Here is a 15,259-nt window from a genome sequence, read left to right on the forward strand (position 1 = left end):
GTCGGCGAATGCAACCGTGGCGGGCATTCGCGCCAAAAGCCTGTCCGTTCTTGCGCCGGCCGGGCGGCGAAGTCAAACCTCGCCGCGTCGCCGAAACAAAAAACAACTCAATCAGTTAACAGGCAAATGTGTGGCAAAGGCGTCGCGGAAACGACGCATCTGACGTTATTTGCGCGCAAGCAGCGCCTTGACCAGCTTTTCGTCGACCGTGCCGGTAGGCTTCAGATCGTTGTCGGTCTGGAAAGCCATGATGGCATCCTTGGTTTTCTGGCCCATCACGCCGTCGTCATTGCCGGCCTCGTAGCCGTTCTTGTTGAGAATGCGCTGGATGTTCTGAACGACCTTCTTCATGTCGACGCTGGCGGTCGTCTGCGGCGTGCCGTCCTGCCACGATTCGGGAATATCGGCCGAATTGGCCGCAGGATCGAGCGGCTTTGCCTTCCACAGCTCCGTCGCGGCGCGTGCGCGTTCGAGCTGCTCGGGCCTGAGCGCCTTGGCGATCTCGTCGCGCTTTGCCGCCGCATCCTTGTCGCCGGTCTTGGCGACGAGCGCGAACCATTTGTAGGACTCTTCGAGATTCTGCTTCATGCCGACGCCCTTCGCCGCCAGGATGCCGAGATTGAACTGGCTGTCCTTGACGCCGAGATCGGCGGCGGCCTGGAACCAGTGCGCGGCCGATTCATTGTCGGTCACGCCGTCCGCCGCCATGGCGAAGAGCACGGCGAGGTTGTGCATGGCGCTGGCGTTGCCCTGCGCGGCGGCGAGCTGGTACCAGGTCTTCGCCTTCTTGACGTCGCGCGCGACGCCGGTGCCCTTCTCGTAGAAGTTGCCGATGCGGTATTCCGCCGGTGCGAAGCCGAGCTCGGCTGATTTCTCGTACCATTTGGCGGCCGCTGCCATGTCTTGCTTGACGCCGCGCGATTCCGCGTAGCGCGAGCCGATCTCGAACAGTGCCTTGGCTTCGCCGCCGGCCGCTGCGTCACGCAAGGCAGCCGGGCCGGCATCGGCTGGAATGTCGATCTTGGCAGTGGCCGCCGCCGTCGAAGCAACCGCTGACGTGACCGTGCCGGTCATGTCCTGGGTCGCGGGCGTGGCGTCCGGAGCGGTGGCCATTGGTTCGGCGTCCGCAGCCGTCGGGCCCGCAGGTGCCGACGCTGTCACGTTCGCCGCCGCCGGATCGGGCGACGTCGTTGAAGCCATTGGCGCAGGAACAGGCTCGGCCGCGGACCCTGAGTCGATCGGCGTTTCGGCATCCGCCGATCTTTCGCCATATGACGGCGTGACGATGGCGGCCTGCGCCGGCATGTCGTCCTCGGCTACCGATTCGGATGGCTCTGCCTGCCGGACAGCGTGGTCTGGTGCGCTATCCCCTGCAGTTTCTGTGTCCGTCTTCGGCTCGTTGACGGTACCGACCGATGCGGTTTCCGCTGGCTGCGTGGCCGCCATCGGCGCAGTGTCGTTGCTGGCAATATCGACCGGGTCGGAGACGAAGGCCTTGCCTAATTGCAGGCCGGCGAGCGCCAGCATGACCGCGGCGGCTGCCATCAGAATCGGCTTGCGTCGCGCCTTGAGCAAGTCGCCGATCCTGAGCGCCTTTACCGGCCCCCTCATCGTCGATTGCCGCTTGAGAGCGTCGGCCTCGGCAGCGGCCGCTTGCGCCGCGCGCCTGGCTGCGGCGATGAAGTCGGATTTCGATGCGTCGGCAGTGCCGGCCCTGCCGGGCGGGCCGCGTTCGTCGCGCACGCGCTTCATGATGGCGTTGAGGTCAGGTGGGCCGGAGCCGGGCTCCAGCGGCCGGTTGGCAACCTTCGGGTCCAGCGGCTCGTCGAGATCGGCAATCGGTATCTCAACATCAGGCGCGGAGCCGGCAAGCGGTGGAACAATCGTCTCCTTCTTGGCCTTGAAGGCGCGCGCCAGACCGCCGAGCATCGACTTCCGGCCGCCGGTCGGCTGGCTTTTTTCCGCCGTGTCCGAGCCAAGCGCCGCCATGGCCGCGGCCGCGGCGGCTTCGGCCGGCGTACGCGTGCCCGGGTCGCTATGGGAACCTGGTTCATCGCTGATCATGGCAGAGACATGGCTGTCGAGGTCGGCCATGTCTTCCGTCAGCGGCAGTGGCTGGTCGATGTCCATGGACGGCGCGTCACGTACGGCCATCTTTGACGATCGCACGCCGCGCCAGCTGTCCGGCTCGGCCGGTTGCGTATTCAGAAGTTCGCTCACAGCGTCGGTCGGCTCGCCGGTTTCCAGCGAGCCCAGCCGGTCGACGATCTTGAGCAGCGTGTCGTGGATGGCTTCGAAGGTCCTCGAATTGCGCTCGTCGGAACGGCGCGTCAGTGCTTCGAGCGTCTTCAGATCCTGGGCGAGGCCAGAGACGGCCGCCGTGTTGGCACTGGAACCCGCCAACGAACGGACGGCGCTCTCGGCTGCCTCGCGCGCCGCGCTGAGGATGGAATCGCGGGTACCAGCCAGCGACTTCTCGATTTCGTTGAGACGGGGGCTGATATCCTCCAATTCCGGCAGTGGCGCGCCGGGTTTCGAAAGGTGCGCCGAAAGGCCCGCGACCTGCGCTTCCAGGCTGCGGATCAGGGCCGGGTCGATGCCGGCGACTTGTGCCGCGGATGAATCCAGCCGGACTGAAATGTCTTCGAGCCGGCTTTCCAGGCCACGGATCGCCGCTTCACCTGCGTGATCGGGAACGCGCGTCTCCAAGCGCTGGGCCAGCGCGCTGAAGCGGGCGTCGAGGGCGTCCATGATGCCGGCCCCGTCGATCTGCGGCATGCGCTGGTCCAGCCTGTCGGCAACTTCGTCCAGCCGGCGCTCGAGATCGCGAAACAGCATGTTGCCCTGTTCGATCGCGTCGCCCTGGCGGCGCTCCATCATGCCGGACAGCACGTCGAAACGCTGTTCCAGCCCCTGGAAGATATAGTCGGCGTCCGGCATGGCAGGCGCCCGGTCGATCTTGTCGGCAATAAGCGCGATCTGCTTGTCGAGACGCTCCATCGCCTGCTCAGGCAAATTGGCCCGGCTGGCAAGATCGTCGACCCGGCTCGACAGCATGTTGAGGCGGTCGATGACCTCGCCGCTGGGGTGGACTTGCGTCACTTCCTCGATCTGTTCGGCAAGTGACGCAATCCGCTTCTCGATACGCTCGAATGCTTCGGGGTCGAATGAATTGGCCTGCGCAGCGACGGTCGAGGCGACGATGGCGCGGGAAATCTCGTCCAGCCGCTCGTCGATCATCGCCAATGTGCTGCTGCCGAGACTGTCCTGCTGGCGGGCGAAATGCTCGACGGCGCCGGCAAGCGTGCGGACCTTTTCTTCGAGCGAGCGCAGCGAAAGCGATTCCGGCAGATTGTTGACGGCATTGCTGATCTGTTCGAGCCGTTCGGTCAGCATCGAAAGACCGGGTGCGTCCGACCGCTGTCGCTGATCGGCATCGACACGATCCTCGAACGCGGTCCAGCGGCGGTCGAACTCGTCCCAGCGGCGGCCGACCGCCTGCACGCTCTCCTCGCGCGCCAACGTGTCGAGCGCGGCCTTGACCTGCTCCAGATCGAGCCGGAGCATGTTGACGCTTCTGTCATCGCTCTTTTCGGCCAGGGACTGGATGGCGCCGGAAAGCCGCTCGAACTCGACGCTGAGTTCGGCGCTGCCTTTGCCTCCCGTCGATTGGCCACCCGGCTCGGTGCTTGCCTGGAAAGCCCGCTCGATGTCGTTGCGCAGCGCTTCGAATTCGCGCTGCAGGCCGGCGGTCATCTGGTGGCGCAGTTCCTCGCGCAGGCCGCGCAATTCGCCGGCGATCTTGCCGACCACGGCGACGCCGTCTTCCTGGCCGCGCACGCGGTCGATGTCGCGGGCGATCGCCTGGTAATTCTGATCGAAGGCAGCCGGCGCCGGGCTTTTCGGCGGCTGCGCGGGGCGCGGATCCTCATAGGGCCGGGCGCTGGCATAGCGCGGCTCCGCGCTCAGCCGGCGCGGATCGGGACGTTCGCTCAAGTCCTCGCGCGTCCGCTCCAGCCGCTGCTCCAGCGTTTCCAGAGAGCGGTTGAGCTGTTCAAGCGTGGTGTACGGCCTGCGCTGCCGGCCGGTGTTGAGTGTATCGAGATAGGACCGCTTGCTGTTCATCGATGCGCCCGTTCAGTTTCACTGCTGGCTTTATGACCAGTTCCCAAAGTCCTGCCGGAAACGAAGACGGCCGCGGCTTTGCTGCGGTGGACTCCGAAACCGTGAAAAATTCGCTACAGGATAACCACGGGTGACCGACATGCGCACAATTCGCCCAACGTGGTAAACAACGCGTTAACCAAGCTTAAGAAGTTGCAACGATGTTGACGAGCGCCTGAAGCGCCGCTGGGCCGTGCGCTGGCGGATGCGGCAAAAAGGTCCTCCCGCACGACGCCCTTGCTTCGTGAGGCGGCTATCGGTATAGAATTGACGTAAACGTAAGGGTGCAGATTGTGCCGTTTGCGATTTTGTTTGTTGAAACCACGAGTGGAAGCACGCCCCCGCTTCGACTCAGGCGACGCACGGTCCAGGACCGCGGCGCCACCAGATGGGGAAAGCCAGTGACCATGAAACTTGTTTCGCCCGGCGAAGCCGCGGCCAATACCAATGACATGTCCGATAAAGCCGGCGAGGATCTTGTCCGCATCGGCGAGATGGCCAAGAAATACGGAGTAACGCTGCGTACGCTGCGTTTCTACGAGGACAAGGGCCTTCTCAATCCGCAGCGCGACGGCTCGACCCGTCTCTACACGCGCCGCGACAAGGCGCGGCTGAAGCTGATCCTGCTAGGCCGCAAGGTCGGGTTCTCGCTGCGCGACGTCAAGCAGATGATGGACCTCTACGACCCCAGCGGTTCCAACACCAAGCAGTTGCGACTGACGCTCGACAAGTCGGAGAAGCAGCTTGCCCGCCTGCAGAAGCAGCGGGCTCTGATCGACGATGCCATCAAGGAGTTGAGCAACTCGATGGCGGCGGTGCGTCAGATGCTGAGCGAACGCTCGGCGCCGCAGGCCAGCGTCGCCGGGTAATTCTTCGCCCGCTTCCGGTGAACGGCCTTCTGGGAGAGAGCCGCGTGGGCCTTGGCTGCGCGGCTTTTCCCTTGTCTTGCGGCTGCGCCGGGATTTTCACTCTGTTCGGACTGGCTACGGCCAGCGCCGTTACGCTATGAGCGAGCGGCGGGGATTAATTTGTCGCATCAAAAAATTGACGTTTACGCAAACGTCAACTTTTGCTATTCCGACCTGAACATTGGTCCGCATGCCCGTCTGGCTTCACATTGGGGATTCGGGGCCAAGGCCGCATGGTGGAGGAAATGCATGCCGATCTACAGGGCGCCGGTCCAGGACACGCTGTTTGTGCTGAAAGAAGTGCTGGGCTACCAGCGCTATTCCAATCTTCCCGGATTTTCCGACGCGACGCCGGACGTGGTCGAGGCCATCCTCGCCGAGGGCGCCAAGCTCGCTGAAAATGTCATGCAGCCGCTGAACCGCGTCGGCGACATGGAAGGCTGCGAGCGCCATGGCGACGGTTCGGTGACGACGCCGAAGGGCTTCAAGGAGGCCTTCGACCAATACCGCGAGGGCGGCTGGTTGGGGCTGGCCGCACCCGTCGAATTTGGCGGCCAGGGTCTGCCTTACGCGGTGCATACCGCTGTTTCCGAATATATGATTTCGGCCAACATGTCGCTGATGATGTACCCCGGCCTGACGCAGGGCGCCATCGCCGCGATCATTACCCATGGCACCGACGAGCAGAAGGCGCTCTGGTTGCCGAAGCTGGTCGAAGGCGTCTGGACCGGCACCATGAACCTGACCGAGCCGCATTGCGGCACCGATCTCGGCCTGCTGCGCACCAGGGCGGTTCCCAACGGCGACGGCACCTACAGGATCTCAGGCCAGAAGATCTTCATATCGGCCGGCGAGCACGACATGGCGGACAACATCGTCCACCTGGTGCTGGCCCGCATCGAGGGCGCGCCGGAAGGCGTGAAGGGCATTTCGCTGTTCATCGTGCCGAAGCTCAAGCTCGATGCATCTGGCAATCCTGGCGAGAAGAATGCCGTCTCCTGCGGCTCGACCGAGGAGAAGATGGGCATCCATGGCAATTCGACCTGCGTCATGAATTATGACGAGGCACAAGGCACGCTGCTTGGCGAGACGAATGGCGGGCTGAAAGCGATGTTCACGATGATGAATGAAGCGAGGCTCGGCGTCGGCCTGCAGGGGCTTTCTGTGTCGGAGGTCGCCTACCAGAACGCTGTGTCCTATGCCAAGGATCGCCTGCAGGGACGCTCGCTGTCTGGGCCGAAGGCGCCGGACAAGAAGGCCGACCCGATCATCGTCCACCCCGATATCCGCCGCAGCCTGATGACCATGAAGGCCTTCAACGAGGCCGGTCGCGCACTGGCACTGTGGACGGCCATCAAGTCCGATATCGCCCACCGTGCCAGTGACGACAAGGACCGCCAGGCTGCCGACGACTACACCGGGCTGATGACGCCGGTGGTCAAGGGCGTGCTCACCGACAAGGGTTTCGACCACGCGGTGATGGCGCAGCAAGTGTTCGGCGGGCACGGCTATATCGAAGAGCACGGCATGAGCCAGTTCGTGCGCGATGCCCGCATCGCCATGATCTACGAGGGCGCCAACGGCATCCAGGCGCTCGACCTCGTCGGCCGCAAGCTGGCCTTGAATGGCGGCCGTGCCGTGCAGGCCTTCTTCAAGGAGGTCGGCGAGTTCTGCGAGGAGAACCGCATTGACGAGAAGATGGCGCCCTTTACCAAGGCGCTGAAGAAGGGCCTCAACGATCTGCAGGCGGCGACGATGTGGCTGATGCAGAACGGCATGGCCAAGCCCGATAACGCCGGCGCCGCCTCGACCGACTACATGCATCTCTTCGGCCTGGTGGCGCTGGGCTATATGTGGGCGCAGATGGCCAAGGCAGCCGGGGCAAAATTGGCGAATGGCGCCAATGGTTCTTCGGCCTTCTACGACAGCAAGCTGGTGACGGCGCGCTTCTTCATGGAGCGGATCATGCCGGAAACGTCGGCGCACCTCGCCCGCATCTCCAGCGGCGCCGATACATTGATGGCACTGCCGGCGGAAGCGTTCTAAGCTCGACGTTCCCTCCCCCTCGAGGGGAGGGTGGCCCGAAGGGCCGGGAGGGGTCCTACGTGCAGTGCGCCGACCTGGTTGGCGCCTTGGGAGGAGAATGATCGCAATGCCGTGGCATATGGCGCAGGTTGTAAAAGATAAGGCCGAGCACTTCATCGGCGACCCCACCCGGCCGCTTCGCGGCCACCCTCCCCTCGAGGGGGAGGGGAGCGTTGGCGCGGGAGGAGTAGCATGACAAATCCTGCCGAAGTGCTTGCTTTGCCCAAACCTGCCTGGGCGGCGGACGAGGTCGGCATGCTCTACGACATGGCGCACCGCTTCATGTCGGAAGAGATCGCGCCGCGCTATGACGAGTTCGAGAAGAACGAGATGGTCGACCGCGAGAGCTGGCTGAAGGCGGGCGCGGCCGGTCTGCTCTGTGCCTCTATGCCGGAGGAATATGGCGGTTCGGGCGGGACGTTCGCGCATGAGAGCGCCATCATCGAGGCGATCGGCCATGTCGGCGTCGACGGTTTCGGCATCGGCCTGCACAATTCGATCGTCGCTCCTTACATCCTCCACTACGGCTCGGAGGAGCAGAAGAAGAAGTGGCTGCCGAAACTGGCGACCGGCGAGCTGATCGGCGCCATCGCCATGACCGAGCCCGGCGCCGGCTCCGACCTGCAAGGCGTCAAAACGCGCGCCGAGAAGGACGGCAACCAGTACAAGGTCAACGGCTCAAAAACCTTCATCACCAACGGCCAGCTCGCCAATTTCATCATAATCGTCACCAAGACCGACCCGGAGAAGGGCGCCAAGGGCACTTCGCTGATCGTCGTCGAGACCGACGAGGTGGAAGGGTTCGAGCGCGGCCGCAACCTCGACAAGATCGGGCTCAAGGCCAACGACACGTCGGAACTGTTCTTCAACGATATGCGCGTGCCGACCTCCAATCTACTCGGCCACGAGGAAGGCCAGGGCTTCGTCCAGTTGATGCAGCAATTGCCGCAGGAGCGGCTGCAGATCGGCACCGGCGCCATCGCCATGGTCGAACGGGCGCTGGCGTTGACCATCGACTACGTCAAGGAGCGCAAGGCCTTCGGCAAGGCGATTATCGATTTCCAGAACACCCAGTTCAAGCTGGCCGAATTGAAGACCGAGGCGACCATCGGCCGGGTCTTCTACAATGACTGCGTCGCCCGCCATATCAATGGAGGCCTCGACCCGGTGACGGCCTCGATGGCCAAATACTGGCTGTCAGACCTGCAGGGAAAAGTCGTCGATGAATGCCTTCAATTGCATGGCGGCTATGGCTACATGAATGAGTATCCGATCGCCCGCATGTTCCGCGACGCCCGCGTCCAGCGCATCTACGGCGGCACCAACGAGATCATGAAATTGCTGATCGGGCGCTCTCTCTGAGAGACTTTCAGCAAACCAAGGAGCAGGAAAATGGCCGAAGCTTATGTCTATGACGCCGTGCGCACGCCGCGCGGCAGGGGCAAGAAGGATGGCTCGCTGCACGAGGTGCCGGCGGTACGGCTCGGCGCCAAGGTGCTTGCGGCGATCCGTGACCGCAATGGGCTGGACACCGGCGCCGTCGACGACATCATCTTCGGCTGCGTCGATCCGGTCGGCGAGGCGGGTTCTGTCATTCCGCGCGCCGCCGCCTTCGAGGCCGGTTACGACACGAAAGCGCCCGGCATGCAGATCTCGCGTTTCTGCGCCTCTGGCCTGGACGCCATCAATTTCGGCGCCGCCAAGATCGCGCAGGGCGCCGACGAGATCGTCATCGCCGGCGGCGTCGAATCGATGTCGCGCGTCGGCATGGGCGCGTCCGGCGGCGCCTGGTTCATGGACCCCTCGGTCGGCCTGCCGGGCTGGTTTGTGCCGCAAGGCATCTCGGCCGATCTGATCGCCACGAAATACGGCTTTTCGCGCGACGACGTCGACGCCTATGCGGTCGAAAGCCAGAAGCGCGCCGCCAAAGCCTGGGGCGAAGGCCGCTTCAAGAATTCGGTGATCTCGATCAAGGACCAGAACGGCCTGACCATCCTCGACCACGATGAGCATATGCGGCCTTCGACCGATATGCAGTCGCTGGCGGCCCTCAACCCGTCTTTCGTCATGCCCGGCGAAATGGGCGGCTTCGATGCCGTCGCGGTGCAGAAGCACCCCGAGGTGGAGGAGGTCAATCACGTCCATCACGCCGGCAATTCGTCCGGCATCGTCGACGGCGCGGCGGCCGTTCTGCTCGGCTCGAAGAAGGCTGGAAAGTCGCTCGATCTGAAGCCGCGCGCTCGCATCCGTGCATTCGCCAATATCGGTTCGGAGCCGGTGCTGATGCTGACCGGTCCGGTCGACGTGACCGAGAAGCTGCTGAAGCGCGCCAGGATGAAGCTGTCGGACATCGATCTGTTCGAGCTCAACGAGGCGTTCGCCTCGGTGGTGCTGCGCTACATGCAGGCTTTCGACATTTCGCACGACAGGATCAACGTCAATGGCGGCGCCATCGCAATGGGCCATCCGCTCGGCGCAACCGGTGCGATGATCTTCGGAACGGTGCTGGACGAACTGGAGCGCCGCGACCTGAACACCGCGCTGGTGACGCTCTGCATCGGCGCCGGCATGGGCACCGCAACGATCATCGAACGTGTCTGACGGGAGAGAGACCGATGAGCTACACCAATTTCACCCTCGACATCGACGCCGATGGCATCGCGCTGGTCACCTGGGACATGCCCGACCGCTCGATGAACGTCTTCACCGAAGAGGCGATGCTGGAACTGAACGCCATCGTCGACAAGGTGGCGAGCGACGCGGCGATAAAGGGGGCGGTGATCACCTCCGGCAAGGACACGTTCTCCGGCGGTGCCGACATCACCATGCTGCAGAAGATGCTGTCGAAGTTCGCAGCCGATAAAGCCAAGGACCTGGACAAGGCGACCAAGGCATTGTTCGACAATGCCGGCTACATGACCGGCCTGTTCCGCAAGCTGGAGACCTCAGGCAAGCCGTGGGTATCGGCGATCAACGGCACCTGCATGGGCGGTGCGTTCGAGCTGTCGCTCGCTTGCCATGGCCGTGTCGCGGCCGATTCCGACAAGGTCAAGATGGCGCTCCCCGAAGTGAAGATCGGCATCTTCCCGGGTGCCGGCGGCACCCAGCGCGTGCCGCGGCTGACCGACCAGCAGCAGGCGCTGCAGATGCTGACTTCCGGCCAGACGCTGTCGCCGCAGAAGGCCAAGTCGATGGGCCTGATCCATGAGATTGCCGAACCGACGAAACTGGTCGAAACCGCCAAAGCCATGATCAAAAATGGCTTGAAGCCAGTGGCGCCGTGGGACGAGAAGGGCTTCAAGCTGCCCGGCGGCCCGGTCTATTCGGTGGCCGGCGCCAATCTGTGGCCACCGGCAATCGCCATCCTGCGTCGCGAGACCTATGGCAACTATCCCGCTGCCGCGGCCATCCTGAAATGCGTCTATGAAGGCCTGCTGGTGCCGTTCGACACCGGCTTGCGCATCGAGCAGCGTTATTTCACCGAGATCATGCAGACCAGGGAAGCGGCGGCGATGATCCGCTCGCTGTTCGTGTCGCTGCAGGAACTGAACAAGGGCGCGCGTCGTCCGGCCGGCGTGCCGGAAACCAAGTTCAAGAAGATCGGTGTGCTCGGCGCCGGTTTCATGGGCGCCGGCATCGCCTATGTCACGGCCAAGGTCGGCATTCCGGTGGTGCTGCTCGACCGCGACATGGACGCTGCCGCCAAGGGCAAGGCGCATTCGGACAGCCTGATCTCGGATCAGGTCAGGAAGGGCCGCGCCAAGCCGGAGGACAAGGACAGGCTGCTGTCGCTGATCACGCCGACGGCGGACTATGCCGACCTCGCAGGCTGCGACCTAGTGGTCGAGGCGGTGTTCGAGGATTCGGGCGTCAAGAAGGACGCCACCGAAAAGGCGGAGGCCGTGCTGAAGCCGGCGGCGGTCTTTGCGTCGAACACGTCCACCATCCCGATCACGTCGCTGGCGAAGAATTCGGCGCGGCCGAAGAATTTCATCGGCATCCATTTCTTCTCGCCGGTCGACAAGATGATGCTGGTCGAAATCATTTTGGGCAAGAAGACAGGCGACAAGGCGCTGGCCACCGCGATCGACTTCGTTCGCGCTATCAAGAAGACGCCGATCGTCGTCAACGACACGCGCGGCTTCTACGTCAACCGCTGCGTGCTGCGCTATATGTCGGAAGCCTACAAGATGCTCATCGAGGGCGTTCCGGCGCCGATGATCGAGAATGCCGCGAAGGCCGCCGGCATGCCGGTTGGCCCCTTGGCGCTGACGGACGAAACGGCGATCGACCTCGCGCAGAAGATCATGAAGCAGACCATGCGCGATCTCGGCGACAAGGCTGTCGACCCGAAGCAGATGACGCTGATCAACACGCTGGTCGACACGCATGGCCGCTTCGGCCGCAAGAACGGCAAGGGTTTTTACGACTATCCGCAAAAGCCTGCCAAGAAGAAGCTGTGGCCGGGCCTGAAGGATCTCTATCGGCAGTTGCCGCCTGAAGAGGTCGACTATGAGGAACTGAAGCAGCGGCTCCTGGTCACCATCGCGTTGGAGGCGGCCCGGGTGATGGAGGAGGGCATCGTCACCGATCCGCGCGAGGCCGATGTCGGCTCGATTCTCGCCTTCGGCTTCGCGCCCTTTACCGGCGGCGTGCTGTCCTACATCGACGGCATCGGCGCAAAAAAATTCGTCAAGATCGCCAAGGGTCTTCAGAAGAAGTACGGCGGCGAGTTCAAAGCGCCGAAGCTCCTGCTCGACATGGCAGAGAAGGGCGAGACTTTCTACGAACGCTTCGATCCCTATGCCAGGAGCGAGGCCAAGAAGGCGGCGTGACGCCGCCTTCGGTGGTGGACAAAATCACGGCCACCGGTTAGAACGGAGAAGGTATTTTTTCCTGTTCGGAAGGGGAGCAAAAGTGCTCTCGCATGACCGCGTGTGGGCCGCCATCGATGCTCTCGCCGAGCGCTATTCGCTCTCGGCGTCGGGGCTGGCGAAACGCGCGGGCCTCGATTCGACGGCCTTCAACAAATCGAAGCGGCTGTCCTCGGACGGGCGGCCGCGCTGGCCGTCGACCGAGTCGCTGGCCAAGATCATCGAGGCGACCGGCGCTTCGCTCGACGAATTCACCGGACTGGTCGAAGGCCGGGGCAAGGCCGTTCCCGGATCTCTGCCGGCACAGACGGCTTCGGTGCCGCTGCTCGGCTTCGCCCAGGCCGGCGCCGGCGGCTTTTTCGACGATGCCGGCTTTCCCGTGGGCCAGGGCTGGGACCTGATCGAGCTTCCGGCACGGGCGACCGAAACCTCCTATGCGCTGCAGGTCCAGGGCGATTCCATGCTGCCGCTCTACCGCAACGGTGACGTGCTGATCGTCGAGCCGGGCGCCGCCACCCGCAAGGGCGATCGCGTCGTCGTCAAGACCAATGCCGGCGAGGTAATGGCCAAGGTGCTGGACCGTCAGACGGCGAAGTCGATCATGCTGGTCTCGCTCAATCCCGATCACCCGGATCGCGACATCCCGATGCGCGATGTCGAATGGGTGGCGCGGATTGTCTGGGCAAGCCAGTAGGGGCCGCCGGTGCGTCCGCTTCATGCCGCCGCCGCGGTGTTGACGATCCTGGCAATGGGGGCTGCGATTGCCGCCGGTGGCCGCGCCGTGCTGCAGGACGAAAATGGGCGCGTCGCGGCCCGGGCGCAGGCCGGCATCGCGGCGCAATCCCGAGCGCCTGCTACATCAGCAAATCCGCGACCCAAGGCGGCGAGCCCAGAGGCGCATTCCAGGGCCATCGATCCCGAAGTCGTCGCCCCGCCGCAGCTTCAGCCGCAAGAGCTTGAACGGGTCGAGCCGCGCGCGCCGCTGAGTGAGCTGGCGCTGGCCGGACCGCCCAAGCCGCCCAAAACGAAAATGCCCGACGACTGGAACGGGACAAAACTGTTCCAGCCGGTTGCATCGGCCGCCGGTGTGATCGAGGCCAAGGGCTACTCCGTCGCGATTTCCGGCGTCGACATCGTCAGGCAGGACGAAACTTGCACCGACGGCGGCAAGTCGTGGACGTGTGGCACCCGCGCGCGAACGGCGTTCCGTGCCTTCCTGCGCGGTCGGGCGGTGGTCTGCACGGTGCCACCCGAGGGCGGCCGCGACCTGATCACCGCCGAATGCCGCGTCGGCAACCAGGATGTCGGCCAGTGGCTGATCGAAAACGGCTGGGCGCGCGCCGCCAAGGGTAGCCCTTATGTCGAGGCCGGCGAGAAGGCCCGCACTGCGAGGAAGGGCATTTTCGGGCCGGCGCCCAGTCTCTCCGGCCTGCCTCCGGCGCCAGCCCCTTTTGCGGCCACAGCCCAGCCGACGCAGCCGATTCTCGATCCGTCGGCGACGGCTACGCCGCCAACCGATTCGTCGGCTACGCCGCCAACTGACCGGCCAGCGCCTTCTGAATGAGCGCGCGGGTTTCTGCGATGCCGTAGAGCGCGGCGAAGGAACCGAAGCGCGGGCCGCGCTCCTGTCCGATCAAAACCTGGTAGATCATCTGGAAGAAGGCGACGGAGACGCCCGGCCCGCCTTCCGGGCTCTGCTTCGAGTGGTCCTGATAGCGTTCGATCTTGCGCGCGACGTTGAGCGCGGTATTCTGGATCGCCTCGCCATCGGCACCCGACGGCAATGCGGCGAGCGCTTCGGACAGTTTCGTCAGCGCCTCGCGCTCGACCGCATCGGCGGCCCGGTACACCTTGGCCGGCTTCACGAAATCGTCGAAATAGCGGATCGCATATTCTGCCAGCCGGTCGAGCTCGGGATGGGTCTTCGGCGTCACGCCTGACGTGTGGCGCAAAATGAACCCCCACAGCACGTCCTTGTTCTGGGCGTTCGAGGCGCTGACCAGATTGAGCAGCAGCGCGAACGACACCGGCAGGTCGACGACAGGCGGGTTGCCGTCATGCATGTGCCAGACGGGATTTCCCAGCCGCTCCTTCCACTCCTGCCGGCGATAGGCGGACAGAAAGGCGTAATACTCGTCTACCGCCTTCGGAATGACGTCGAAATAGAGCTTCTTGGCCTGCCGCGGCCGCTGGTACATATAGAGCTCGAGGCTTTCGGTCGGCGCGTAGGTCAGCCACTCGTCGATGGTCAGTCCGTTGCCCTTCGACTTCGAAATCTTCTGGCCGTTCTCGTCCAGGAACAGCTCATAGACGAAATGCTCGGGAGCGCGCCCGCCCAGGATATTGCAGATACGGTCGTAGATCACCGCATTCGTCTGGTGGTCTTTGCCGAACATTTCGAAATCGACGCCGAGCGCGGCCCAGCGCATGCCGAAATCCGGCTTCCACTGCAGCTTCACCCTGCCGCCGGTTATGGGCAGCGTGGTTTCGGTGCCGTCATCGTCGAAGGTGATAGTCCCGGCCTTGGCGTCGACATGCTTCATGGGGACGTAAAGCACGCGGCCGCTTTTGGGGGAAATCGGCAAGAACGGACTGTAGGTCGCCTGACGCTCCTCTCCGAGCGTCGGCAGCATCACGTCCATGATTTTGTCGAAACGTTCGGCAGCGCGCAGCAGAACGTCGTCGAAACGGCCAGCCTTGTAGTATTCCGTCGCGCTGGCGAACTCGTAGTCGAAGCCGAACGTGTCCAGGAAACGGCAAAGCATTGCGTTGTTGTGGTCTGCGAAGCTCGCATAGTCGCCGCCAAAAGGATTGGGAACGGACGAGAGCGGCTTGTGCAGGTGCGGCTCGAGTGCGGCGCGATCGGGGACGCTGTCCGGAATCTTGCGCATGCCGTCCATGTCGTCGGAAAAGCACAAGATCTTGGTCTTGACGGTGTCCCGGGTGAGGACGCGGAAGGCGTGGCGCACCATCGAGGTGCGTGCGACCTCGCCGAAAGTACCGATGTGCGGCAGCCCCGACGGACCGTAGCCGGTCTCAAACAGGACAGTCTCGGGAAAGTCAGCCCCTTTGTAGCGCTCGACGATCTTCCTGGCTTCCTCGAACGGCCACGCCTTGCTTTCGGCCGCTGCCGCAAGCACCTCGGGATTGAGATCGATGATGTTTGATCCCGCCATGTCACTGTTTTCCAAATTATTCGCCGGCATCGTCGCAAGAAGGGGCCGGATG

The 15,259-nt window shown here is 63.8% G+C and carries 9 protein-coding genes; 7 read left to right on the forward strand and 2 right to left on the reverse strand.

All coding sequences use genetic code 11. The features are described from left to right. Nucleotides 1–165: 165 nt before the first annotated feature. Nucleotides 166–4,125, reverse strand: coding sequence for a peptidoglycan-binding protein (locus AC0L2A_RS21145; RefSeq protein WP_473610479.1), 3,960 nt, complete (start codon nucleotides 4,123–4,125; stop codon nucleotides 166–168). A gap of 446 nt (nucleotides 4,126–4,571) precedes the next feature. On the opposite strand from AC0L2A_RS21145, the gene AC0L2A_RS21150 reads away from it, so the two are divergent. From AC0L2A_RS21150 to AC0L2A_RS21180, 7 genes are all read left to right on the forward strand, one after another. Further along, nucleotides 4,572–5,033, forward strand: a complete 462-nt coding sequence (locus AC0L2A_RS21150) for a MerR family transcriptional regulator (protein ID WP_473610534.1) — start codon at nucleotides 4,572–4,574, stop codon at nucleotides 5,031–5,033. Between the two features lie 288 nt (nucleotides 5,034–5,321). After that, on the forward strand, nucleotides 5,322–7,118 hold the full coding sequence (locus AC0L2A_RS21155) for an acyl-CoA dehydrogenase (RefSeq protein ID WP_473610480.1): 1,797 nt from the start codon (nucleotides 5,322–5,324) through the stop codon (nucleotides 7,116–7,118). A 231-nt stretch (nucleotides 7,119–7,349) separates the two neighbouring features. Continuing rightward, a complete protein-coding gene (locus AC0L2A_RS21160) occupies nucleotides 7,350–8,519 on the forward strand; it encodes an acyl-CoA dehydrogenase family protein (protein ID WP_473610482.1) in 1,170 nt (389 codons plus the stop codon). Between the two features lie 30 nt (nucleotides 8,520–8,549). Then, the gene (locus AC0L2A_RS21165; protein WP_473490486.1) at nucleotides 8,550–9,758 is read left to right on the forward strand and encodes an acetyl-CoA C-acetyltransferase; all 1,209 of its coding nucleotides are present in this window, start codon (nucleotides 8,550–8,552) and stop codon (nucleotides 9,756–9,758) included. 14 nt (nucleotides 9,759–9,772) lie between these two features. After that, nucleotides 9,773–11,992, forward strand: a complete 2,220-nt coding sequence (locus tag AC0L2A_RS21170; RefSeq protein WP_473610484.1) for a 3-hydroxyacyl-CoA dehydrogenase NAD-binding domain-containing protein — start codon at nucleotides 9,773–9,775, stop codon at nucleotides 11,990–11,992. Between the two features lie 82 nt (nucleotides 11,993–12,074). Continuing rightward, entirely contained in the window at nucleotides 12,075–12,725 is a 651-nt protein-coding gene (locus AC0L2A_RS21175; protein WP_473610485.1) for a S24 family peptidase, read from the forward strand. 9 nt (nucleotides 12,726–12,734) lie between these two features. Then, the gene (locus tag AC0L2A_RS21180) at nucleotides 12,735–13,595 is read left to right on the forward strand and encodes a thermonuclease family protein (protein ID WP_473610486.1); all 861 of its coding nucleotides are present in this window, start codon (nucleotides 12,735–12,737) and stop codon (nucleotides 13,593–13,595) included. On the opposite strand, the gene AC0L2A_RS21185 is transcribed toward AC0L2A_RS21180, so the two are convergent. Beyond that, nucleotides 13,558–15,207 (reverse strand): lysine--tRNA ligase, encoded by a 1,650-nt coding sequence (locus tag AC0L2A_RS21185; RefSeq protein WP_473610488.1) that lies wholly within the window; start codon nucleotides 15,205–15,207, stop codon nucleotides 13,558–13,560. The two genes, AC0L2A_RS21180 and AC0L2A_RS21185, sit on opposite strands and share 38 nt — an antisense overlap. Nucleotides 15,208–15,259: the final 52 nt, after the last annotated feature.

This window comes from Mesorhizobium sp. WSM4844, assembly GCF_055811775.1.